The 20,263-nt window shown below is 69.7% G+C and carries 17 protein-coding genes; 3 read left to right on the top strand and 14 right to left on the bottom strand.

Annotated elements, in window-relative coordinates:
- The first annotated feature begins 121 nt into the window (after window positions 1-121).
- Window positions 122-1,267 carry a GGDEF domain-containing protein gene (locus GVV77_RS02605; protein WP_159616041.1) on the top strand — a complete coding sequence of 382 codons (1,146 nt, stop codon included), beginning with the start codon at window positions 122-124 and terminating at the stop codon, window positions 1,265-1,267.
- A gap of 57 nt (window positions 1,268-1,324) precedes the next feature.
- Here GVV77_RS02605 and GVV77_RS02600 read toward each other — a convergent pair whose 3' ends face one another.
- A complete protein-coding gene (locus GVV77_RS02600; protein WP_159616039.1) occupies window positions 1,325-3,355 on the bottom strand; it encodes an ATP-dependent DNA helicase in 2,031 nt (676 codons plus the stop codon).
- On the bottom strand, window positions 3,348-4,955 hold the full coding sequence (gene hflX / locus GVV77_RS02595) for a GTPase HflX (protein WP_425483329.1): 1,608 nt from the start codon (window positions 4,953-4,955) through the stop codon (window positions 3,348-3,350). The genes GVV77_RS02600 and hflX overlap by 8 nt, the downstream gene beginning before the upstream one ends.
- Before the next feature lie 159 nt (window positions 4,956-5,114).
- Between hflX and GVV77_RS02590 the strand changes: the two genes are divergently transcribed.
- Window positions 5,115-5,726: a class I SAM-dependent methyltransferase gene (locus GVV77_RS02590; RefSeq protein WP_159616037.1), complete on the top strand. Its 612-nt coding sequence runs from the start codon at window positions 5,115-5,117 to the stop codon at window positions 5,724-5,726.
- Window positions 5,727-5,828: 102 nt separating this feature from the next.
- Here GVV77_RS02590 and dapF read toward each other — a convergent pair whose 3' ends face one another.
- The 6 genes from dapF to GVV77_RS02560 form a co-directional block, all read right to left on the bottom strand.
- Window positions 5,829-6,776, bottom strand: coding sequence for a diaminopimelate epimerase (dapF, locus tag GVV77_RS02585; RefSeq protein ID WP_159616035.1), 948 nt, complete (start codon window positions 6,774-6,776; stop codon window positions 5,829-5,831).
- Window positions 6,777-6,780: 4 nt separating this feature from the next.
- Complete coding sequence (gene miaA / locus GVV77_RS02580; protein ID WP_159616033.1) at window positions 6,781-7,707, bottom strand: tRNA (adenosine(37)-N6)-dimethylallyltransferase MiaA; 927 nt, start codon at window positions 7,705-7,707, stop codon at window positions 6,781-6,783.
- A gap of 146 nt (window positions 7,708-7,853) precedes the next feature.
- Complete coding sequence (gene miaB, locus GVV77_RS02575; RefSeq protein WP_159616031.1) at window positions 7,854-9,416, bottom strand: tRNA (N6-isopentenyl adenosine(37)-C2)-methylthiotransferase MiaB; 1,563 nt, start codon at window positions 9,414-9,416, stop codon at window positions 7,854-7,856.
- Window positions 9,417-9,515: 99 nt separating this feature from the next.
- Window positions 9,516-10,745: a regulatory protein RecX gene (locus tag GVV77_RS18260; RefSeq protein WP_246199578.1), complete on the bottom strand. Its 1,230-nt coding sequence runs from the start codon at window positions 10,743-10,745 to the stop codon at window positions 9,516-9,518.
- 5 nt (window positions 10,746-10,750) lie between these two features.
- Window positions 10,751-11,800 carry a recombinase RecA gene (gene recA / locus GVV77_RS02565; protein WP_120166573.1) on the bottom strand — a complete coding sequence of 350 codons (1,050 nt, stop codon included), beginning with the start codon at window positions 11,798-11,800 and terminating at the stop codon, window positions 10,751-10,753.
- A 195-nt stretch (window positions 11,801-11,995) separates the two neighbouring features.
- On the bottom strand, window positions 11,996-12,232 hold the full coding sequence (locus GVV77_RS02560) for a DUF3046 domain-containing protein (protein WP_159616029.1): 237 nt from the start codon (window positions 12,230-12,232) through the stop codon (window positions 11,996-11,998).
- A gap of 151 nt (window positions 12,233-12,383) precedes the next feature.
- Here GVV77_RS02560 and GVV77_RS02555 point away from each other — a divergent pair, with 151 nt between their 5' ends.
- Window positions 12,384-12,857 (top strand): MarR family winged helix-turn-helix transcriptional regulator, encoded by a 474-nt coding sequence (locus GVV77_RS02555; RefSeq protein WP_120166577.1) that lies wholly within the window; start codon window positions 12,384-12,386, stop codon window positions 12,855-12,857.
- A gap of 115 nt (window positions 12,858-12,972) precedes the next feature.
- Here GVV77_RS02555 and GVV77_RS02550 read toward each other — a convergent pair whose 3' ends face one another.
- The 6 genes from GVV77_RS02550 to dapA form a co-directional block, all read right to left on the bottom strand.
- Window positions 12,973-13,413, bottom strand: coding sequence for a helix-turn-helix domain-containing protein (locus GVV77_RS02550; RefSeq protein WP_159616027.1), 441 nt, complete (start codon window positions 13,411-13,413; stop codon window positions 12,973-12,975).
- A 133-nt stretch (window positions 13,414-13,546) separates the two neighbouring features.
- Window positions 13,547-14,020, bottom strand: coding sequence for a CinA family protein (locus GVV77_RS02545; protein WP_159616025.1), 474 nt, complete (start codon window positions 14,018-14,020; stop codon window positions 13,547-13,549).
- Window positions 14,017-14,613 (bottom strand): CDP-diacylglycerol--glycerol-3-phosphate 3-phosphatidyltransferase, encoded by a 597-nt coding sequence (pgsA, locus tag GVV77_RS02540; protein ID WP_159616201.1) that lies wholly within the window; start codon window positions 14,611-14,613, stop codon window positions 14,017-14,019. Before pgsA ends, GVV77_RS02545 begins: the two co-directional genes overlap by 4 nt.
- Window positions 14,614-14,625: 12 nt before the next feature.
- Window positions 14,626-17,442: an FtsK/SpoIIIE family DNA translocase gene (locus GVV77_RS02535; RefSeq protein WP_159616023.1), complete on the bottom strand. Its 2,817-nt coding sequence runs from the start codon at window positions 17,440-17,442 to the stop codon at window positions 14,626-14,628.
- 106 nt (window positions 17,443-17,548) lie between these two features.
- Window positions 17,549-19,234, bottom strand: coding sequence for a ribonuclease J (locus GVV77_RS02530; protein ID WP_159616021.1), 1,686 nt, complete (start codon window positions 19,232-19,234; stop codon window positions 17,549-17,551).
- Window positions 19,231-20,172 (bottom strand): 4-hydroxy-tetrahydrodipicolinate synthase, encoded by a 942-nt coding sequence (dapA, locus tag GVV77_RS02525; protein WP_159616019.1) that lies wholly within the window; start codon window positions 20,170-20,172, stop codon window positions 19,231-19,233. Before dapA ends, GVV77_RS02530 begins: the two co-directional genes overlap by 4 nt.
- Window positions 20,173-20,263 lie beyond the last annotated feature (91 nt).

Genomic DNA, 20,263 nt, shown 5'->3' with positions numbered 1-20,263 from the left:
CGCGTCGGTTGTGGATCTGGTGACCGGTCGTGCCGGCCGCGCCGGAGGCGGGGCTCGGCCGCAATAGTCGGCGCCCGGTGCAATACTGGCGGCATGTCGCACGGAAGGGAAGGTCCGCCGGATGCCGCTTGATACCTCTACCCTGAGGGTCGCCTTCGGCGTTGTCGCGCTCATCCAGCTCGTGCTGTTCTATCTTGTGACCTTCCGCCGCACCCGGTCGGCCTACAGTGCCTGGTGGTGCGCGGCGATCGGCCTGTTCCTTGCCGGGTCCGCGGCCTTCCTCCTCGACGGCACCTCCCACCAGGTCTGGGCCAACCCGCTGGGGAACACCCTGCTCGTGGCCGGCGCCGCGGCCGTCTGGGCGGCGGCCCGTTCGCTCCACCGCGGGCGACCGCGGGTGGCGCAGCTCGCCGCCCCGCCCCTGCTCACGGCTCTCGCCTCGGCCGCGGACAACCCCGCAGTCAACGCCTGGTCCGGCGGACCGGTGTTCCTGGCGATGATGTCCCTGCTGTTCGGCCTCGCCGCCCGCGAGGTGTGGCGGCCCGTGCCCCACCGGGTGCGCACCCAGGTGCCGCTCGCCGTCGCCTCGGGGTTCCTCTCGCTCTTCTACCTTGGCCGCGGCATCGCGTTTGTCGTTGACGGAGTCGACGGGTTCGTCTTCACCACCTACTTCGGGTCGGCGGTGACCACCCTGATCACCCTGACCCTCCTCGTCGTGGTCTCCTTCACCATGGCCGCCCTGAGCAACGACCAGGTCACCCGGGACCTGCGGCACAAGGCAGCACGGGACGGACTGACCGGGCTGCTCAACCGTTCAGCCTTCCTTGACCGGGCGGACCGAGAACTGAAGCGCCTCAGCGCCGCCGGGATCCCGGGGGCGCTCATCCTTGCGGACCTCGACCGCTTCAAGCAGGTCAACGACACCTATGGCCATGCAGCGGGCGACACGGCGCTGCAGGCGTTCGCCGAGGCGTGTGCGCGGTCGGTGCGCTCCACCGACCTCGTGGGACGCTACGGCGGGGAGGAGTTCATCATCCTGCTCACCGGCGCCGATGGGGAGCGCGCCGAGGCGGTCAGCGCGGAGATCAGCCGTGCGCTGCAGGGAACACCGACGGCGCAGGGATTCCCGCTGCCCACCGTCAGCTACGGAATCGCCGACGCCGGAGAAGCGGGCCGCGGGCTGGAGGCGGTCATCGCCGCGGCCGACGCCGCGCTCTACGCCGCGAAGTCGCAGGGCCGGAACCGGGCGGTCCGGGCAGCCGCCTAGCCGGTGGTTTCTCCGTACCTCCCCCTCTGTGCCTCCCCTTGTGCCTCCGTCGGGGCCCTACCCTGCGGCGACCCGCTCGAGGATGCCCAGCACTGTCGTTCGATCGGTCGTGTGCCAGAACGGCGGCAGGGCTGCGCGCAGGAACGACCCGTAGCGCGCAGTGGCAAGGCGCGAGTCGAGGACCGCGACGACACCGCGGTCGCCGGAGGCCCGGATCAGCCGCCCTGCCCCCTGGGCGAGCCGCACGGCCGCGTGCGTGGCGGACACACTCATGAACCCGTTCCCGCCGGCGCGCGCCACCGCCCGGGTGCGGGCAGTCATCAGCGGATCGTCGGGGCGGGGAAAGGGAATGCGGTCGATCACCACGAGCCGGCATGACTGCCCCGGCACATCGACTCCCTGCCACAGGGACATCGTCCCGAACAGGCAGGTGTCCGGTTCCTCGGCGAACTGCTGCACGAGCGAGGGAAGCGACGCCTCCCCCTGGCACAGGATCTCGAAGTCGACGAGCGGCCGCAGCGCCTCGGCTGCTTCCTCCGCCGCCCGGCGCGAGGAAAACAGTCCGAGCGCTCCGCCGCGGGAGGCCTTCAGCAGTGCCTCCAGCTCGGCCAGCTGCGCCTCGGAGGTTCCCCGTTCCGGCTTGGGGAGGTCCTTGGCCACATACAGCACCCCCTGGCGCGGGTAGTCGAAGGGACTTCCGACGTCGACCCCGGCCCAGGATGGCGCGCCCGCTCCGGTCAGCCCGAGGGAACCGGCGACGGGGCCGAACTCGGCGCCGATCGCAAGGGTCGCCGAGGTCAGGACGACCGTGTGATCTTCGAACAATCCTTCGCGGAGGCGCCCCGCGACGGACAGCGGTGCCACGTTCAGGATGGCCGGAGCGCTCTCGTCGGCCATGGAGTAGCCGGCACCCGGGGTGAAGGTGCTGGGCCGGGAGGCCCAGACCACCTCGCCGGCCTCACCGGCGGCGAGGAGCCGCTCGGCTACCTCGAAGACCAGGCCGAGCCGTCCGCGCGCCTGCTGCCGTCCGCCGTCGGCGTCCCCCGGGCCGTCGGCCTTGCCGTCGGTCTTGGTGTCCGACAGGGCGGTACGCGAGGCATCGCGCACCTGTTCCAGGGCGGATTCGAGCTCCTCGGGGAGCCGTCCGGGTATCAGTCCCGACGGCAGGAGCGCGCAGGCCTCCTCGAGGGCCTTGCCCGCGGAGTCGAGTGCGTCGGTGCGCAACGAGGCGTGGCGGCGCACCGCGGTTGCCGCCGCGGAGACCATCGCCGCCGAGAGCTGGCCCGAGACGGCTCCGGTGACCCGGTCGTGGAGTTCGTGGGCCTCGTCAATGACGACGACGTCGTAGTCCGGGAGCACGGCGAGGCCCTCGAAGGCGCTGATGGCGAGCATCGCGTGGTTCGTGATGACGATGTCGGCGGTCGCGGCGGCCTCGCGGGCACGCTCGCTGAAGCACTCCTTGGCCACCGGGCACCGCTGGGCGCCGAGGCACTCGAGGCTGCTGACCGACACCTGGCGCCAGGCGCGGTCGCTGACGCCCGGCAGCAGTTCGTCGCGGTCACCGGTCTCGGTGTCTTCGGCCCATTCGCGGAGGCGCACCACCTCCCGGCCGAGCGCGCTGCCCGGCGCGGCCGGTGCCGCGCCGGGGTGCTGGACGGCGTCCTCGCCGAGACTGAACAGGGCGTCGGGGGCGTCCTCCTCCGGGAATCCCCCCGCCGTCTTGTGCAGGCACACGTAGTTCGACCGCCCCTTGAGGAGGGCGACGTCGACGGGCCGGGGAAGGTGCGGCTGAACCGCCGACAGCAGCCGGGGCAGGTCACGGCCCACGATCTGCGCCTGCAGGGCCAGGGTCGCCGTTGACACGACAGAAGGCTTCCCGCTCTCCATGGCATGGGCGATCAGCGGCAGCAGGTAGGCCAGCGACTTTCCCGTTCCGGTACCGGCCTGGACGAGAAGGTGCTCCCCGGTGTCGATGGCCTCGCTCACCCGGCGCGTCATCTCATGCTGACCGGCGCGGCTTTCACCGCCCATCGCCGCAACGGCGGCATCCAGCAGGTTCAGCGCGTCGGGCTCGGGCCCTTTACTCATGCCTCAGGTACGGTTCAAGTTCCGCCGCGAGGCCCTCCCTCACCATCACCTCGAGCACGGTTCCCTCTTCGGCGTGGTCCAGGGAGAGGATCTCCGCGTCCTCCTCGTGAAGCCGGCTGGTGATCTCCCCGTGGTCGTAGGGAACGAGCAGGGACATCCGCACCCCGGGCCTCGGAATGGAAGTGCTGATCTGCATGCGCAGTTCATCGATGCCCTGGCCGGTGCGGGCCGACACGACGACGTGGCGCGGCTCCCGCTGCCGGAGGCGTTCGAGGACGAACGGGTCGGCGGCGTCGGCCTTGTTCAGCACGATGATCTCGGGGATCTTCCGGGCGTCGACCTCGGCGAGGACCGTGCGCACGGCGGCGATCTGCCCTTCGGGGTCGGGGTGGGAGGCGTCCACGACGTGCAGGATCAGGTCGGCGTCCGCCACCTCCTCGAGGGTTGACCGGAAGGCCTCGACGAGCTGGGTGGGCAGCGACCGGACGAAGCCGACGGTGTCCACCAGGGTGTACCCGAGGCCGTCGGTTGTCTCGGCGCGGCGCACCGTCGGATCGAGGGTGGCGAACAGGGCGTTCTCCACCAGCACACCGGCGTCGGTGAGCCGGTTCAGCAGCGATGACTTCCCGGCATTGGTGTAGCCGGCGATGGCCACCGACGGCACCTGGTTGCGGCGCCGGTTCGAGCGCTTGGTCTCCCGTGCCGGCTTCATGCCGGCGATCTCGCGGCGCAGCTTCGCCATGCGGGTGCGGATCTTCCGGCGGTCGAGTTCGATCTTCGTCTCACCCGGACCACGGGAGCCCATTCCGGCGCCGGCGCTGCCGACCTGGCCACCGGCCTGCCGGGACATCGATTCACCCCAGCCACGAAGCCGCGGCAGGAGGTATTCGAGCTGGGCGAGTTCCACCTGGGCCTTGCCCTCGCGGGACTGGGCATGCTGGGCGAAGATGTCGAGGATCAGGGCGGTCCGGTCGATGACCTTGACCTTAACGATGTCCTCGAGGCCCCTGCGCTGGGAGGGGGAAAGCTCGCTGTCGACGATGACGGTGTCGGCCCCGAGGGCCGCCACCACGGCCTTGAGCTCCTGGGCCTTGCCGGAGCCGAGGAAGGTGGCAGGGTCCGGCTTCAGGCGCCGCTGGACCATGCCGTCGAGCACCTCCGAGCCGGCTGTCTCAGCGAGGGCGGCGAGCTCCTGGAGCGAGTTCTCGGCGTCCTGCGCCGTGCCGTCGCTCCACAGGCCGGCGAGGACAACGCGCTCGAGGCGCAACTGCCGGTATTCGACCTCGGTGACGTCTTCAAGTTCGGTCGAGAGACCTGCCACGCGGCGCAGGGCGTGCCGCTCGGCAAGGTCCTCCTGGTCTCCGTCGAACTCCGAGTGCTCCTGTGCGGAGGCGGAGAGGGCCTGTGCGCGTGAGCGCCACGTCGCCGGGGCGCCGCCGGTCGGGCCGTCGCCGGCCGGGGGCTTGGCTGCCGCCGAAGATTTGGACTCGACCGCCTCGTCGTGGGCGAGAATCCGGTCGATGACAGCCTGGATCTCCGCGGGTCCCATCTCGGCTCCGGTCGATCCTTCGTGGTTCGTGGTCATGTTCTCCTTTGTCATTGCGTCCTTCAATGCTAGTAGCACGAAAACCGCCAGCACAGCGAATTCACTCTCCGCGCAACGGGACTTGCCCCCGGCCGGCCGGCTGCTTCCGGGGGACCGGGCTCCGGCAGGCCCACGCCCGGTGGACGGCCCGGCGGGGCACTAGGCTTGACGCTTATGGAATCCCAGCACTACTTCAGCCCCCAGCCCGCCGGCCCGGGCATCCGGCGGCCGCTGTCGGTTGTCCTCAATGGCGAGCGGCGCGACCTCGTGACATCATCGGGCCTGTTCAGCCCCGACGGAATCGACAAGGGCACCGCCATCCTTCTCGGCTCCGTCCCCGAGCCGCGGGGCACGCGCCTGCTCGACGTCGGCAGCGGGTGGGGTCCGTTGGCCCTGACCCTTGCGCTGAAGGCCCCGGACGCTCAGGTGTACGCCGTGGATGTCAATGAGCGGTGCATCGCCCTGACCCGGGACAATGCGGCCCGACTCGGCCTGGCGAATGTTTCTGTTGGCACGCCGGACGACGTCGACCCGTCGCTCGAATTCGACACCATCTGGTCGAATCCCCCCATCCGGATCGGCAAGGGGGAGCTCCACGCGCTCCTGCTGCGCTGGCTGCCGCGGCTTGCTCCCGGCGGGGAGGCCTGGCTCGTGGTGCAGAAAAACCTGGGCGCCGATTCCCTGCAGCGCTGGCTCGCCGAAGCCCTTCCCCCCGGCTTCACCGTGCGCCGGGCAGACACCGCGAAGTCCTTTCGCATTCTTTCCATCACCCGTCCGGCGGACTGACGGCGCCCGCCGGGCGGGGCCGTGGCGCCCGAGCCGGCGGAGCCTTGACCAGCGCGGGCGTTCCGGAGACCGCGGACCCCGTCTGTTGCGGAAAGAGCCCGTTCAGGACCCGAGCAGGGTCCCCTCGGCCACGAGCACCGCGGGCCCGCTGAGGTCGACGTGCTCGCGTCCATCGGCGCCGATATGGAAGACGACCCCCAGCACGCCGCCGGGGACGCTGACTGCCCAGTGGGAGGGCGACTCAGGCCCGGCCCAGTAGCGGGTGGCGACGGCGGCGGCGCACGCCCCGGTGCCGCAGGAGAAGGTCTCGCCCACCCCGCGTTCGTGGACCCTCATCGTGAGCCTGCCGACGCCGTCCTCCACGAGCGGCTCGGCGGGAACGACGAATTCGACGTTCGTTCCGTGCGGAGGTACCGGCTCGACCTTCGGGGCCTCGATCAGCGGTGGCGCGGCGAGCTCGTCGAGCCCCGCAAGGGCGACGACCGTGTGCGGGTTGCCCATGCTCACCGAAAGGCCCGGCCTCGGGACGCCGAGGCCCGCCGCCTCAACCGTCGAATCCACAGCCCTGGCGGCAGCCTCACCGGGATGGATGAACTCCCAGGGGCCCATATCCACCGAGTACCCGTCGGCCGACCGCGAGACCACCTTGATGCCGGCCCTCGTCGCCACGGACACCGCGGCCCCGTGATCGAGGCTCACCAGGCCCTTGCTGACCAGGAAGTGGACGAAGACCCGAACACCGTTGCCGCACATCTCGGAGACGGATCCGTCGGCGTTGCGGTAGTCCATGAACCACTCGGCCTCCGGATTCCCGCCGAGCAGCTCACGCCCCTCGGGAAGCTGCCCGGAGCGCACGGCGCGGATCAGCCCGTCGGCTCCGACCCCACGGTGGCGGTCGCACGCCGCGGCGACGGCGTCGGCGCTGAGGTCGAGTGCCGCCTCGGGGTCGAGGAGGAGGAGAAAGTCGTTGCCCGTTCCATGGCCCTTGGTGAACGGCACACCGGTAAGGGGCGATACGGTCGGGGCCTGCCGGGCGGGTGCGGTGCTCACCCTTCTAGGATAGTGTCCCGGCGCCGCGGGCGAGGAGGAGGGCCCGCTGGATCAGGTCCGGAGCCCGCCAGGGCAGCCACTGCACCCGGGGGTCGCCCCGGAACCAGGTGCGCTGGCGCTTGGCGAACTTCCGGGTCGCGGTGATGGTGTCCTCGATGGCGGCAGCTTCGCTGAGGGTCCCGTCAAGGACCGAAAGGAACTGGGAGTACCCCAGGGCCCGCGAGGCGGTGCGTCCCTCCCGGAGGCCCCGGGCGTCGAGGGCCCGGACCTCCTCCTGCAGGCCGCTCCGGACCATCGTGTGCACCCGCTCCGCGAGCCGGACCTGGAGTTCGTGCGGGTCGACCGCCAGCCCGATCTGGACCGCCGGCGCGTAGTACTGCCGGTCGGGCATGAAGGAGCTGAACGGGCGTCCGGTGAGCTCGGCCACCTCCAGTGCCCGGATCAGCCGGCGGTCATCGGCGATCCGGGCCGCCGACACCGGATCCACCGCGGCGAGCCGGACGCGGAGCGCGGCGGACCCTCCGGCGGCGAGTTCGGCCTCGATGCGTTCCCGGACGGCCGGATCGGTACCAGGGAATTCGAGCCGGTCAAGGACGGCGCGGACGTAGAGTCCCGACCCGCCGACGAGCACGGGGACGCTGCCGCGGGCCCGGACGGCGTCGATGGCCCGCCGGGCCTCGGCCTGATAGGCGGCGACGCTCGCCTCCTCGCGGATGTCGAGGATGTCGAGGAGGTGGTGCGCAACGCCGCGCCGTTCCTCGAACGGCACCTTGGCCGTCCCGATGTCCATGCCGCGGTAGAACTGGAGCGCGTCGGCGTTAATGACCTCACCGCCGAGTTCAACGGCGAGGGCGATCGCGAGGTCGGACTTGCCCGTGCCGGTGGGACCGACGACCGCGACGATGGGCGGCCGGGCGTCCCCTGAAGGCACCCCGGTAGCCTGTTCCAGCCCGGGCGCCTGCGCGCGTGGAACGGCCTGCCCTACCCCGGCTCCACTGGCGGGCCCGGCGGGACCTCCGGTGCCGGGTTCTGCTCCACCGGGTCCGCTTACGGGCCCGGTGCCCGCGAAGGGCGGTATCAAGGGGCGGAGCGTCGCGGGGGCAGCGACGGCATGCCCAGGGACACCCCCGCACCGGCAGTGCCGGGCCCGCCACCGGGGACCGGCGCCCCGCACGAGTCGGCCTGGCTGCGGTCCCAGGCGTCCCCGGCACGGGAGCGCCGCACCGAGTATTCGGCGGCGGTGGGGTCGGACAGCAGGTGGAAGGGCGCGGCGTGGGTCACCGGCACAGTCACCAGGTCGCCGGGGCGGGGCACCTCGGCGCCGGCGGGGACGCTGAAGTGCACCAGCCGCTGGTCCTGGGCGCGCCCGGTCAGGCGGTGGGTCTCTCCGGCCTTCCGGCCCTGGTTCGCCGTCACCATCACCTCGACGGACCGGCCCACCTGGCGGGCGTTTTCCTCTTCGGCGATGCGGTCCTGCAGGGCGGTGAGGCGTTCGAAGCGTTCCTGCACGACGTGTTTGGGCAGCTGGTCCGGGAGGTCCGCTGCCGGGGTGCCCGGGCGCCGCGAGTACTGGAACGTGAAGGCCGTCGCGAACCGGGACTTCTCGACGACGTCGAGGGTGGCCTGGAAGTCCTCCTCGGTTTCGCCGGGGAAGCCGACGATGATGTCGGTGGAGATTGCTGCGGAAGGCATCCGCTCGCGCACGCGGTCAAGGATGCCCAGGAACTTCGCCGACCGGTACGAGCGGCGCATCGCCTTGAGGATGCGGTCGGAGCCGGACTGCAGCGGCATGTGGAGCTGCGGCATGACATTGGGGGTTTCGGCCATGGCGTCGATGACGTCATCGGTGAACGCCGCCGGGTGCGGGCTGGTGAAACGGACCCGCTCAAGCCCTTCGATGCTGCCGCAGGCCCGGAGCAGTTTCGCGAAGGCGCCCCGGTCGCCGAATTCGACCCCGTAGGAGTTCACATTCTGGCCGAGCAGGGTCACTTCGATGGCGCCGTCGGCCACGAGGGCCTCGATTTCGGCGAGGATCTCTCCGGGCCGGCGGTCGCGCTCCTTGCCGCGGAGGGACGGCACGATGCAGAACGTGCAGGTGTTGTTGCACCCGACCGAGATGGAGACCCATCCGGCGTACACCGAGTCCCGCTTGGTGGGCAGGGTCGAGGGGAAGACGTCGAGGGATTCGAGGATCTCGAGCTGGGCCTCGTCGTTGTGCCGGGCGCGTTCAAGCAGGGCCGGCAGCGCCCCGATGTTGTGGGTGCCGAAGACGGCGTCGACCCAGGGCGCCCTGCGGAGGATGGTCTCGCGGTCCTTCTGCGCCAGGCAGCCGCCGACGGCGATCTGCATTCCCGGGTTGGCCTCCTTGACCGGGGCGAGCATGCCGAGGTTTCCGTAGAGCTTGTTGTCGGCATTCTCACGGACGGCGCAGGTGTTGAAGACGACGACGTCGGCCTGCCCGCCGATGGCCGGGGTGAGTCCTGCCCCCTCGAGGAGGCCCGAGATCCGCTCCGAGTCGTGGACGTTCATCTGGCATCCGAAGGTGCGCACCTCGTAGGTGCGCTGCGGGCCGACGGAAGCCGCCCCCGCCGGGGTAGTCGACGGGTCGGCGGAGGAAGGTGCGGGGACTGTAATACTCACGGCTTAAGGGTACGACCGCCCCGCCACCGGCCCACAATCGCGCGCCCGACGGCGGTAGTCACTCCAGCAGGAGAGGCACGCGAGAACGCCCTCGCCGCGTCATTCGGAGGCGGTGTCCTGCGCGTCGAGGGCGTCCTTGACGAGTGCGAAGGCCAGGCCCGGCGCGTAGCCCTTCCGGGCGAGCATTGAGACGAGCCTGCGGACCTCCTTGTCCCGCGCGGAGCGGTCCGCGAGGTCAACGCCCTGCCGCATCTTCCGGTGGATCAGTTCACGTGCGGCGTTCCGTTCGTCGTCGTCGCTCACCTGGGCGAGGGCGTCCTCGGCAAGGGCCGGGTTGATGCCTTTTTCGGCCAGTTCCCGTTTCAGGGCGGAGCGGGCCAACGAGCGGGTGGCGGAGCGGCTGCGGACCCACATCCGGGCGAACTCCGCGTCGTCGATGAGCTGGACCTCTTCGAAGCGGTTCAGGACCGCCGTGGCGGCTTCCTCTGGCACGCCCCGCTCGGCGAGCTTCACGGCCAGCTGGTGCCGGCTTCTCGGCGCCATCGCGAGCTGGCGAAGCACGATGGAGCGGCCGAGGGCGAGGGGGTCGGACGGCTGCGCCTGATCCGCTGGGTCCTCCGGCGTTGCTTCCCCGCGGCCGCGACGCCGTGAACGCCCACTGGAGCCGTCGGCGGTGCCCGCCCCGCTGTGCGGCGCGTCATCGGGGAACCCGGAAGGGCTCCACAGGGCCGGGGCGGCCTCATCGGGATCCTGTTCGGGAGGGAGATCCGCCGAGCGTCCGAAGACGGGGCCGAATGCTGAATCGTTGAGCGCGCGCTCGGTTTTCCGCCGGCTGCGTGACTTGGGCGTCTGCCCCCCGAAGGATCCCCCGCTGCCGGATTTTTTCCCGAGGGACCCGCCGCCGGCCGGCTTTTTCCCAAACGATCCGCCGCCAGCTGGTTTTTGACCGAAGCCCCCACCCGCAATGTTTTCCCCGGATGGTCCACCCCCGGCCCGCTTCCGGCCGAACGACCCGCCGCTGGCAGACTTTTTCCCGAAGGACCCACGGCTGGCCGGCTTCCTCCAGGAGGACCCGTCGGCCGCGGACTCTTCGCCGAAGGTCATGCCGCCGGCAGCGTTTGCGCCGAACATCTCGTATTCGGCCGGCGGTCCGGCGGAGAGGCCGCTGCCAGCGCTTGCCCCGAACAACTCGTATTCGGTCATCTGGTGTTCGGCCGATGGTCCGTCAGGTGTCCGGCGGACCTCCCCGGTATCGGCCCGTGTGCTTTCGGAATCCCCTGGGGGCGGCGGGCCGCCGGCCCGCCGCCCCCAGGATCCGGCTCCTGCCACGGTTCTTACTCTCCTCCGACAGCCTTCAGCTTGGGGCCGCCCTCGTTCTCTTCGGGCTGCACACCGATGCCAAGCTTGACCCGGATCTTCTGCTCAAGCTCGTCGGCGAGGTCGGGATTGTCGATGAGGAACTTGCGGGCGTTTTCCTTGCCTTGGCCCAGCTGGTCGCCGTCATAGGTGAACCAGGCGCCGGACTTCTTGACCAGTCCGTTCTCGACGCCCACATCGATCAGACCACCCTCTCGGGAGATGCCGTGTCCGTAGAGAATGTCGAACTCGGCCTGCTTGAAGGGCGGGGCCATCTTGTTCTTCACGATCTTGGCCCGGGTGCGGTTGCCGACCGGGTTCACGCCCTCTTTGAGGGTCTCGATCCGGCGGACGTCGATGCGCACGGAGGCGTAGAACTTCAGCGCCTTGCCACCGGTCGTGGTTTCGGGGCTGCCGAAGAAGACACCGATCTTTTCGCGGAGCTGGTTGATGAAGATGGCGGTGGTCTTGGTCTGGCTCAGGCGGCCGGTGATCTTGCGGAGGGCCTGGCTCATGAGCCGGGCCTGCAGGCCCACATGGCTGTCGCCCATCTCGCCTTCGATTTCCGCGCGGGGAACAAGCGCTGCCACGGAGTCGATCACCACAATGTCGATGGAGCCGGATCCGATGAGCATGTCCATGATCTCGAGTGCCTGCTCACCGGTGTCGGGCTGGGACACCAGGAGTGCGTCGGTGTCGACCCCAAGCTTCTTCGCGTACTCCGGGTCGAGGGCATGCTCGGCGTCGATGAAGGCCGCGATGCCGCCGTTGCGCTGGGCGCTGGCCACCGCGTGGAGGGCCACCGTGGTCTTACCCGAGGACTCGGGTCCGTAGATCTCGACGACGCGGCCGCGGGGCAGGCCGCCGATGCCGAGCGCGGCGTCAAGGGCGATCGAACTCGTGGAGATCGTCTCGATGGGTGCTCGAATCTCATCGCCAAGCCGCATAACGGAGCCCTTGCCGTACTGCTTGTCAATCTGCGCGAGGGCAGCCTGGAGGGCCTTCTCACGATCGGCTGGTGCAGCCATTGTTCACCTCGGTTGATTGTGCCCTGGGCTTGCGAAACCCCGCGGGCCGTTTGCATGTTCGTTCCGACCCTACCGGCCGGCTCTGACAGTCTTGGGAGGCCGCCCGGTATGTGAAAAAACCGGCAGGACCCGTCCTCCAAGCATATCTCGATCCGAACAGATATTCGAATGAATTGGGTCGATGAACGGCGTGTCCTATTCGGCCCGGCTGCGGGCCCGGGGCTTCAGGTCGCGCCCCAGCCACCGCTCGCGAGGCACGTCCTGCACCGCGCAGACCGCCTCCCACACCCGCCGGGGGTCGATCCCCGCCCGCAGCGCGTCGAGGGCGGTCCGGTCCCCCAGTTCACCGATCACGAGATCGCCCGCGAGGCTCCGTGAGTAGTGGGCCCCGAACTCGTCGTCCATCAGCCGCCAAAAGTCGCTGAGCCGCATTTTCTATCCTTTGTCGTTGCTGTTCCTACAGGATGCCCCAACCGCACAGGGGGGCGCATTCGATTTTCCGGCGGCGCCGGGACCGGGAGGTTGCCGATCCGTTACCCGCAGCGGGGCGGCTGGAGGGACCGCGAACCATAGAATAAGCGGTATGACCCCTGACCCCAGCACAACCGACGCCGCCGTGGATTCCGCCATCGTGGCGCTTGAGCAGCAACTCAGTATGCTCTGGAGGCGCGCCCGGTCCAACTCCTACAAGGTGGCCCGCAGGGTGCACCCGGAGATGGAACCTGCCGCCTACGGTCTCCTCGTCATCCTTCAGCAGGAGGGCTCGATGCGGCTCACCGACATTGCCGCAAGCGTTGGAGTGGGCAAACCGTCGGTGAGCCGGCAGATCGCCATGCTCGAACAGCTCGGTCTCGTGCAAAAGGAGGCCGATCCGCTTGACGGCCGCGCCCAGGCCATTTCGCTGACGCCGGCGGGCACTCAGCAGCTGGTGAACGCCCAGACCGCCCGCAAGCAGGCCTTCCACGAGCTGATGGCCGACTGGGACGTCTCCGACCTCGAGCAGCTTGGTCACCTGATCGCCCAGCTCAACGCCACCTACGCCAAGGACAACTGGTAGGCCGCTCGGCGGGACTGGAAGGCCTCAAGACAACGGCCGCACCGCCCCGGGTTGACGCCGCGCCTTAAAAGCAGCAGGACCCGCCGGTGGGCGGGTCCTTGTGGGTCGCTGCTGCCTAGCGGTTCGTTGCCGCCAGGCCCCTGCTGAAGTTTTCGGTGAGATCGTCGGGGATGTTGTTCTCGAACTCGCGGGAGAATTCCTGCGGAACGGTGTCCGGTACTGAGACACCCTCCGCCTCCGCGAGCCGGTCGCTGACCTCCCGCAGCATCGTGGACAGTGGTACGTCCAGCGCGCTGCAGATTGATGAGAGGAGTTCAGATGACGCTTCCTTCTGGCCGCGCTCCACTTCGCTCAGGTAACCCAGGGAAACCCTTGCACTGTGGGAGACTTCACGCAGCGTACGGCCCTGGCGCTGGCGCACGTCCCGGAGGACGTCTCCGATCTCATGGCGTAGTACGACCATTTTGCGCTCCTTTGGCTTGCGTTGTGCGTCATCTGCCAACCCCACATCACGCCAACGGACCACTCCGTTTACGGATACGGGTTGTCTTACCATCTGTATCGCCTTGCTCCCTCATAAATGCGGACCCGCCGGGAAGCGGAGAATGCATAGTCGGTCCGGCCCGATCTTCTTGGGCCTGAGTCGTCAACCTTATCAACGGCTCGCTGTATAGATAACTAGTGTGTCTTCACATTTGTTCCCTTAGGATGGCCGCGCCGAGCAGTTCCAGGGCGGCTCCGCAGGACGCAGCACGCACCGACTCCCGTCCGCCGGGGAACCCGAACCGGCGCACCTCGGTCCCGCCCGCGGTGGCCACGGCGATGAAAACGGTGCCCACCGGCTGGCCGTCGTGCGGGGCGGGCCCTGCCACTCCGGTGGTGGAGACGGCGGCATTCACCCCGAGCACCCGGCGGGCCCCTTCGGCCATCTGGGCGGCGACGTCGGGATCCACCGAGCCCGCCGAGTCGAGGAGCGCCGCGTCGACTCCGAGCACGTCCCGCTTGACTTCGTTGGCATAAGCGACAATCCCGCCGCGCAGCGTTCCCGACGCTCCCGGAACATCGGCCAGCGCCGCTGATACCTGCCCTGCGGTCAGGGATTCGGCGGTCCCGACGGTGACGTGCGCGGCCAGGGCGGCCGCGACGACGTCGGCAGCGTTCACTTCTGTCCGTTGGAGCGGGCCTTGGCACGCAGCTGGGCGGCCTGCCGGATGTAGTCGAGACCGGTCACCACGGTGATCACCAGGGCCGCCGCCATGAAGGCCGCCGCGATCCACCAGCCCCACGCGCCGGGGGTGCTGGCGAACGGGAGGAGGAAGACGAGGATGGCCACTGTCTGGACGACAGTCTTCAGCTTGCCCCCGCGAGAGGCCGGCATGACCCCATAGCGGATCACGGCGAAACGCAGGAGGGTGATGCCCACCTCGCGGGCGAGGATCACGATGGTGACCCACCACCAGAGCTCGCCGAGGATCGAGAGCATGATCAGCGCCGAGCCGATCAGCAGCTTGTCGGCGATCGGGTCGGCGATCTTCCCGAAGTCGGTGATCAGCCCGCGGCTGCGCGCGAGGTCGCCGTCGAGCTTGTCCGTGTAGATCGCCACGGCGAAGGTGATCACTGCAAGCCAGCGGAACAACCCGCCCGTGCTTTCGTCGGCGGCGAGGAACCAGACGAAGAAGGGGACGAGCACGATCCGCACGACGGTGAGGACGTTCGCGATATTCAGAACGGGCACTTCTTTGGCTGGGGTGTTCATCACGCGATAAGGCTACCTTCCCGTAAGGCTCCAGGCGTCCTCGCCGTCGTCATCGGCGTTGTCATTTCCGTCGTTCCATTCGACCGCCTGGGAGCGCGCTGCGAGGTCGTCGGCCACGAGGTCGACGGGGGCCGCGGCCGGCGCGGCAGCGGGCGCCTGCGGCACGGCGGCGCCTTCATCGCCGCGCATGGCGGCGAGCACCGGGGCGAGGTCGTCCGGTTTGACGAGCACGTCGCGGGCCTTTGAGCCCTCCGAGGGGCCCACGACGCCGCGGGACTCGAGCAGGTCCATCAGCCGGCCGGCCTTGGCGAAGCCGACCCGCAGCTTGCGCTGGAGCATCGACGTCGAGCCGAACTGGGTCGTCACCACCAGCTCGGTGGCCTGCAGCAGCACCTCGAGGTCGTCTCCGATGTCGTCGTCGATCTGCTTCTTGGGCGCCTCGACAGCGACGTCCTCGCGGTACACCGCCCCCAGCTGGCCCTTGACGTGCTCGACCACGCGGTGGATTTCGGACTCCGTCACCCAGGCACCCTGGACGCGCATCGGCTTGGAGGCGCCCATCGGCAGGAACAGGGCGTCACCCTGGCCGATCAGCTTCTCCGCGCCGGGCTGGTCGAGCACCACGCGGGAGTCGGTGACCGAGGAGGTCGCGAACGCCATCCTCGAGGGCACGTTCGCCTTGATCAGGCCCGTGACGACGTCGACCGAGGGCCGCTGGGTGGCGAGGACCAGGTGGATGCCCGCGGCGCGGGCCAGCTGGGTGATGCGCACGATCGAGTCTTCGACGTCGCGCGGGGCGACCATCATCAGGTCCGCGAGCTCGTCCACGATCACGAGCAGGTACGGGTAGGGGCGCACCACGCGCTTGGAGCCCTCGGGCGGTACGACCTTGCCGTTGCGGACGGCCTTATTGAAGTCGTCGATGTGCTTGAACCCGTAGTTGGCGAGGTCGTCGTAGCGGGTGTCCATCTCGCGGACCACCCACTGCAGGGCTTCGGCGGCCTTCTTGGGGTTGGTGATGATCGGCGTGATCAGGTGCGGAACGCCCTCGTAGGCGGTCAGCTCGACGCGCTTGGGGTCGACCATGACCATGCGCACCTCATCGGGGGTGGCCCGCATCAGGATCGAGGTGATCATGGAGTTCACGAAGGAGGACTTGCCCGCGCCGGTGGCGCCGGCCACGAGCAGGTGGGGCATCTTGGCGAGGTTCGCGACGACGAAGCCGCCCTCGACGTCCTTGCCCACGCCCATCACCATGGGGTGTTCGGTCTTGCGGGCGTTGCCCGAGCGCAGCACGTCCCCGAGGGAGACGGTCTCGCGGTCGGTGTTCGGGATCTCGATGCCGATCGCCGATTTGCCGGGGATCGGCGAGAGGATGCGCACGTCCGAGCTGGCGACGGCATAGGAGATGTTCTTTGACAGGGCGGTGACCCGCTCCACCTTGGTGCCGGAGGCGAGTTCGATCTCGTAGCGCGTCACCGTCGGGCCGCGGGAGAAGCCGGTGACCTTCGCATCGACGTTGAACTGCTCGAGGGTGTGCGTCAGGGCGGCGACGACGGCGTCGTTGGCCTCGGAGCGCTCCTTGGGCGGGGTGCCCGCCGGGAGGTAGTCCGAGGGCGGCAGGGTATAGGCGACGTCTCCGGCCAGCTGGAGCTGCTCGGTCCGCTGCGGGATCGGCGAGGGCGGGGTCTGCGGCTGGACAGGGGTGGAGGGGACGATGAGGGCCTTGGCGGCCGGCACGACGTCGATCGCCTCGGTGGCGGGCCCGCCCGCCGGCTCGTCCCCCAGGCCTTGGGCGCGCTTGATCTTTTCGGTCGCGAGTTCCTGCTGGGTGGGACGGCGCACGCCGGCGGGGATCTGCCGCTCGGCCTCGCGGGCCTTGCGTTCCTCGTCCTCGATCAGGGCGCGTTCGAACGCCTCGTCGCCGACGAACCCGTCGGAGGACGGATCCTCGGCCGGCTCGTCGCCGCGGTTCCTGGCCTGGCGTTCCTTGCGCTTGGATTTTGGCTTCACGGCGGTCGAGCCGTGCGCCTCGTAGAGGTAGCTCTGGTCGTGGCTGTCGCGGTCGGCGGTGTCGATCAGGTCCTGGCCCATCAGGTGCTCGTACAGGCTCCGGAGCCGGTCGGGGATGTGACGGAAGGGGGTGGCGGTGATGATCAACAGGCTCACGAAGACGACGAAGCCGAGCAGCACCCCGACTGGCCACGGGGTGAGCACGGAGCTGAGCGGACCGGCCACCAGGAAGCCGGCCACTCCCCCGGCGCGCCACAGCAGGGGCAGGCCCGCGGAGAGGCCCGGCTGTCCGCCGACGAGGTGGGAGATGCCGGAACCGGCGAACAGGAGGATCAGCAGACCGATGGCGATCCGGTTGTTGGCCCGGTGCGCCTCGGGGTAGCGGAAGAGGCGAACGGCGCCGATGCCGAGCAGGAAGGGGATCAGCAGCGCCATCCAGCCGAAGGTCCCGCCGGCGACGGCGTGGACGACGTCCGCGACCGGGCCCTTGAGTGCCCACCATTCGACGGCGGCGACGGCCACGGCCAGCAGCAGCAGGAAGAATCCGGTGCCGTCCCGGCGCAGTTCGCGTTCAGGGTGGACCTCGTGGCCGAACTTGCGGACTCCCGCCCCGGCCATCCGGGCGACGCCCAGCCAGGCCCCGCGCACGGCGCGGACGGGAAGCGGCGGCCGGTCATCGGCCGGCACCGCGATGGCCTTGGTGGTCTGCGTCCTGGCGCTGGAGGAACCCCGGCCCGACGTTGAGCGTCCAGCGGGCGCGGCCTTGCCGCGCGATCGCTGGGGGCCCCGCGGGGCAGGGGAAGTACGAGTCGCCATACTGCTACGGTACCGGACGGGGCCCGCGTTCACCGGAATATACGCGGTTTCCGGGGCAGGCAGGGACCCCCGCCGCTCCGGCCGCGGAGCGGGACCGGGCGCCGGGTCAGGCCTCCAGGACCACCGGGATGATCATCGGGCGGCGGCGGTACCGGCGGTTCACCCACGTGCCGATGACCCGGCGCACCACCTGCTGGAGCTGGTAGGTGGTGTGGTCGGTATTGCTGCGCACCGCCTCTTCGAGGGCGGCGTTGAGCTTGCCGGTGATCTCGTCGAACACCGAGTCGTCCTCGGCGAAGCCGCGGGCGTGGATGTCCGGACCGGAGACGATCTTGCCGGTGGTGCGGTTCACGACGGCCACGATGGAGATGAACCCCTCCTCGCCGAGGATGCGGCGGTCCTTGAGGTCGGCGTCGGTAATCTCGCCGACACTCGATCCGTCGACATACACGAAGCCGCACTCCACGGCACCGACCGTCCGGGCCTTTCCACCGCTGAGGTCGATGACCGAGCCGTTGTCGGCGAGGATCACGTTCTCCGCCGGCACCCCGGTCAGCTCGGCGAGCCGGCCGTTGGCGATGAGGTGGCGGGTCTCCCCGTGGACCGGCATCACATTGCGCGGCTTCAGGATGTTGTAGCAGTAGAGCAGCTCCCCCGCCGCCGCGTGGCCTGAGACGTGGACCCGGGCGTTGCCCTTGTGGACGACGTCCGCGCCGAGCTTCAGCAGGCCGTTGATGACCCGGAACACCGCGTTCTCGTTGCCCGGGATGAGCGAGGACGCAAGGATCACCGTGTCGCCCGGGCCCACCGTGATGCGGTGGTCCCCGTTGGCCATCCGGGACAGGGCCGCCATGGGCTCGCCCTGGGAACCGGTGGACATCAGCACCACCCGATCGTCGGGCAGGTTGTCGACGTCCTTGAGGTCGACGAGGATGCCCTCGGGGACCCGGAGGTAGCCCAGTCGGGCGGCGATGCCCATATTGCGCACCATGGAGCGACCGGCGAAGCAGACGAGGCGTCCGTGGGCGTGCGCGGCGTCGAGGACCTGCTGGACCCGGTGCACGTGGGAGGAGAAGGAGGCCACGATGATGCGCTTGCGGACGTCGGCGAACAGCCGCTCGAGGACCGGCCCGATCTCCCGCTCGGCGGCGGTGAAGCCGGGCACGTCGGCGTTGGTTGAGTCGACGAGGAACAGGTCGACGCCTTCCTCCCCCAGCCTGGAGAAGGCGCGCAGGTCGGTGATGCGCCCGTCCAGGGGAAGCTGGTCCATCTTGAAGTCGCCGGTGTGAAGCACGTTTCCGGCCTCGGTGCGGATGAACACGGCCAGCGCGTCCGGGATGGAGTGGTTTACCGCAACGAACTCGCACTCGAAGGGGCCGAACTGTTCGATCTGCCCCTCGGACACCGTGAGGGTGTAGGGGCGGATGCGGTGTTCCTGCAGCTTTGCCTCGATCAGGGCCAGGGTGAGCTGGGAACCAATGAGCGGAATGTCCTCCTTGAGCCGCAGCAGGTAGGGCACCGCCCCGATGTGGTCCTCGTGGCCGTGGGTCAGGACGAGGCCGACGACGTCGTCGAGCCGGCCCTCGAGGTAGGAGAAGTCAGGCAGGATCAGGTCGACGCCGGGCTGGTGCTCCTCGGGGAAGAGCACCCCGCAGTCGACGATGAGCAGCTTGCCCTTCAGCTCGAACACCGCCATGTTGCGGCCGATTTCCCCAAGGCCTCCGAGCGCGACGATGCGGAGGGTTCCAGCGGCGAGCGGGGGCGCCGGGACCAGCGGGGCGGTGGGGCTCACGCGCGCGCCCCGGCGGCCGGCGAGGGCGCGGCCGGCGGGAGGTCCCACCCGGCCTCGGCGAGGTCCGCGAACACCGGCTCGAGCTCCGCCGAGGTCGGAACCACAAGCGGCAGTCGCACGGCGGTGCCCGCGAGGGTGCCCTGGCGGTGGAGGATCTGCTTGGCGGAGATCGCCCCGGGCAGGTGGGTCATCACGGCGCGGATCACCGGGTCCAGCTCGAAGTGAAGGCGCCGGGCGGTGGCGAAGTCCCCGGCCGCGGCCGCATCCACGAGCGCGCGGAACTGGGCGGTGGCGACGTGCGCGGTGACGCTGACGACACCGACGGCGCCGGCCGCCATCCAGGGCAGGGTGAGGCCGTCGTCGCCCGAGTAGATGGCGAGGTCGGTGTTGGCCAGCACCCTCGTCACCTCGCCGAAGTCGGCCTTGGCGTCCTTAAGTGCGAGGATTGCCGGGTGGTCGGCCAGCCGGATCATCGTTTCGGTGGCGATGGGGATGCCTGCGCGGCCCGGAATGTCGTAGACCATGATGGGCAGGTCCGTCGCGTCGGCGACGGCGGTGAAGTGCGCGAGGACCCCGGACTGGGTCGGCTTGTTGTAATACGGGGTAACAACCAGCTGCGCGTCGGCGCCGGCACGGACGGCACGGTGCGCCATCTCCACCGAGTGCGAGGTGTGGTTGGTGCCGGTTCCGGCGATCACCCGCGCCCGGCCGCCGACGGCCTGGGCGACGACCCGGAACAGGTCTTCCTTCTCCGAGTCCTCAAGGGTTGAGGTCTCCCCTGTGGTGCCGGAGACGACGAGGCCGTCGCAGCCGTCGTCGACGAGCCGCGACGCCAGGGCGGCGGCGCCGTCGAGGTCCACCGCCCCGTCGGCTGTGAAAGGGGTGACCATTGCGGTGACCAGGGTGCCGAACGGGTTTGAGGGGAGGGTTTCAACCATGGGTAAAACGTTACCTGCTCGGGCCGCAGGGTGCAGGGCCGGGCCACCGCCGCCGCGGGTGGCACACCCGCCGCGGCGGGCCGCTGTGAGA

It is taken from the genome of Arthrobacter zhaoguopingii (genome assembly GCF_009828605.1).
GTDB classification, from domain to species: domain Bacteria; phylum Actinomycetota; class Actinomycetes; order Actinomycetales; family Micrococcaceae; genus Arthrobacter_D; species Arthrobacter_D zhaoguopingii.
The sequence above is the reverse complement of the archived record's forward strand: the minus strand, read 5'-3'. Positions and strand labels throughout refer to the sequence as shown.

Excerpts from the sequence above, each read along its gene's own strand:
- GVV77_RS02605 (WP_159616041.1), top strand. The coding sequence starts at position 122 with ATGCCGCTTGATACCTCTACCCTGAGGGTCGCCTTCGGCGTTGTCGCG.
- GVV77_RS02600 (WP_159616039.1), bottom strand. The coding sequence starts at position 3,355 with ATGAGTAAAGGGCCCGAGCCCGACGCGCTGAACCTGCTGGATGCCGCC.
- hflX (WP_425483329.1), bottom strand. The coding sequence starts at position 4,955 with ATGACAAAGGAGAACATGACCACGAACCACGAAGGATCGACCGGAGCC.
- GVV77_RS02590 (WP_159616037.1), top strand. The coding sequence starts at position 5,115 with ATGGAATCCCAGCACTACTTCAGCCCCCAGCCCGCCGGCCCGGGCATC.
- recA (WP_120166573.1), bottom strand. The coding sequence starts at position 11,800 with ATGGCTGCACCAGCCGATCGTGAGAAGGCCCTCCAGGCTGCCCTCGCG.
- GVV77_RS02560 (WP_159616029.1), bottom strand. The coding sequence starts at position 12,232 with ATGCGGCTCAGCGACTTTTGGCGGCTGATGGACGACGAGTTCGGGGCC.
- GVV77_RS02555 (WP_120166577.1), top strand. The coding sequence starts at position 12,384 with ATGACCCCTGACCCCAGCACAACCGACGCCGCCGTGGATTCCGCCATC.
- GVV77_RS02550 (WP_159616027.1), bottom strand. The coding sequence starts at position 13,413 with ATGGTAAGACAACCCGTATCCGTAAACGGAGTGGTCCGTTGGCGTGAT.
- pgsA (WP_159616201.1), bottom strand. The coding sequence starts at position 14,613 with ATGAACACCCCAGCCAAAGAAGTGCCCGTTCTGAATATCGCGAACGTC.
- GVV77_RS02535 (WP_159616023.1), bottom strand. The coding sequence starts at position 17,442 with ATGGCGACTCGTACTTCCCCTGCCCCGCGGGGCCCCCAGCGATCGCGC.
- dapA (WP_159616019.1), bottom strand. The coding sequence starts at position 20,172 with ATGGTTGAAACCCTCCCCTCAAACCCGTTCGGCACCCTGGTCACCGCA.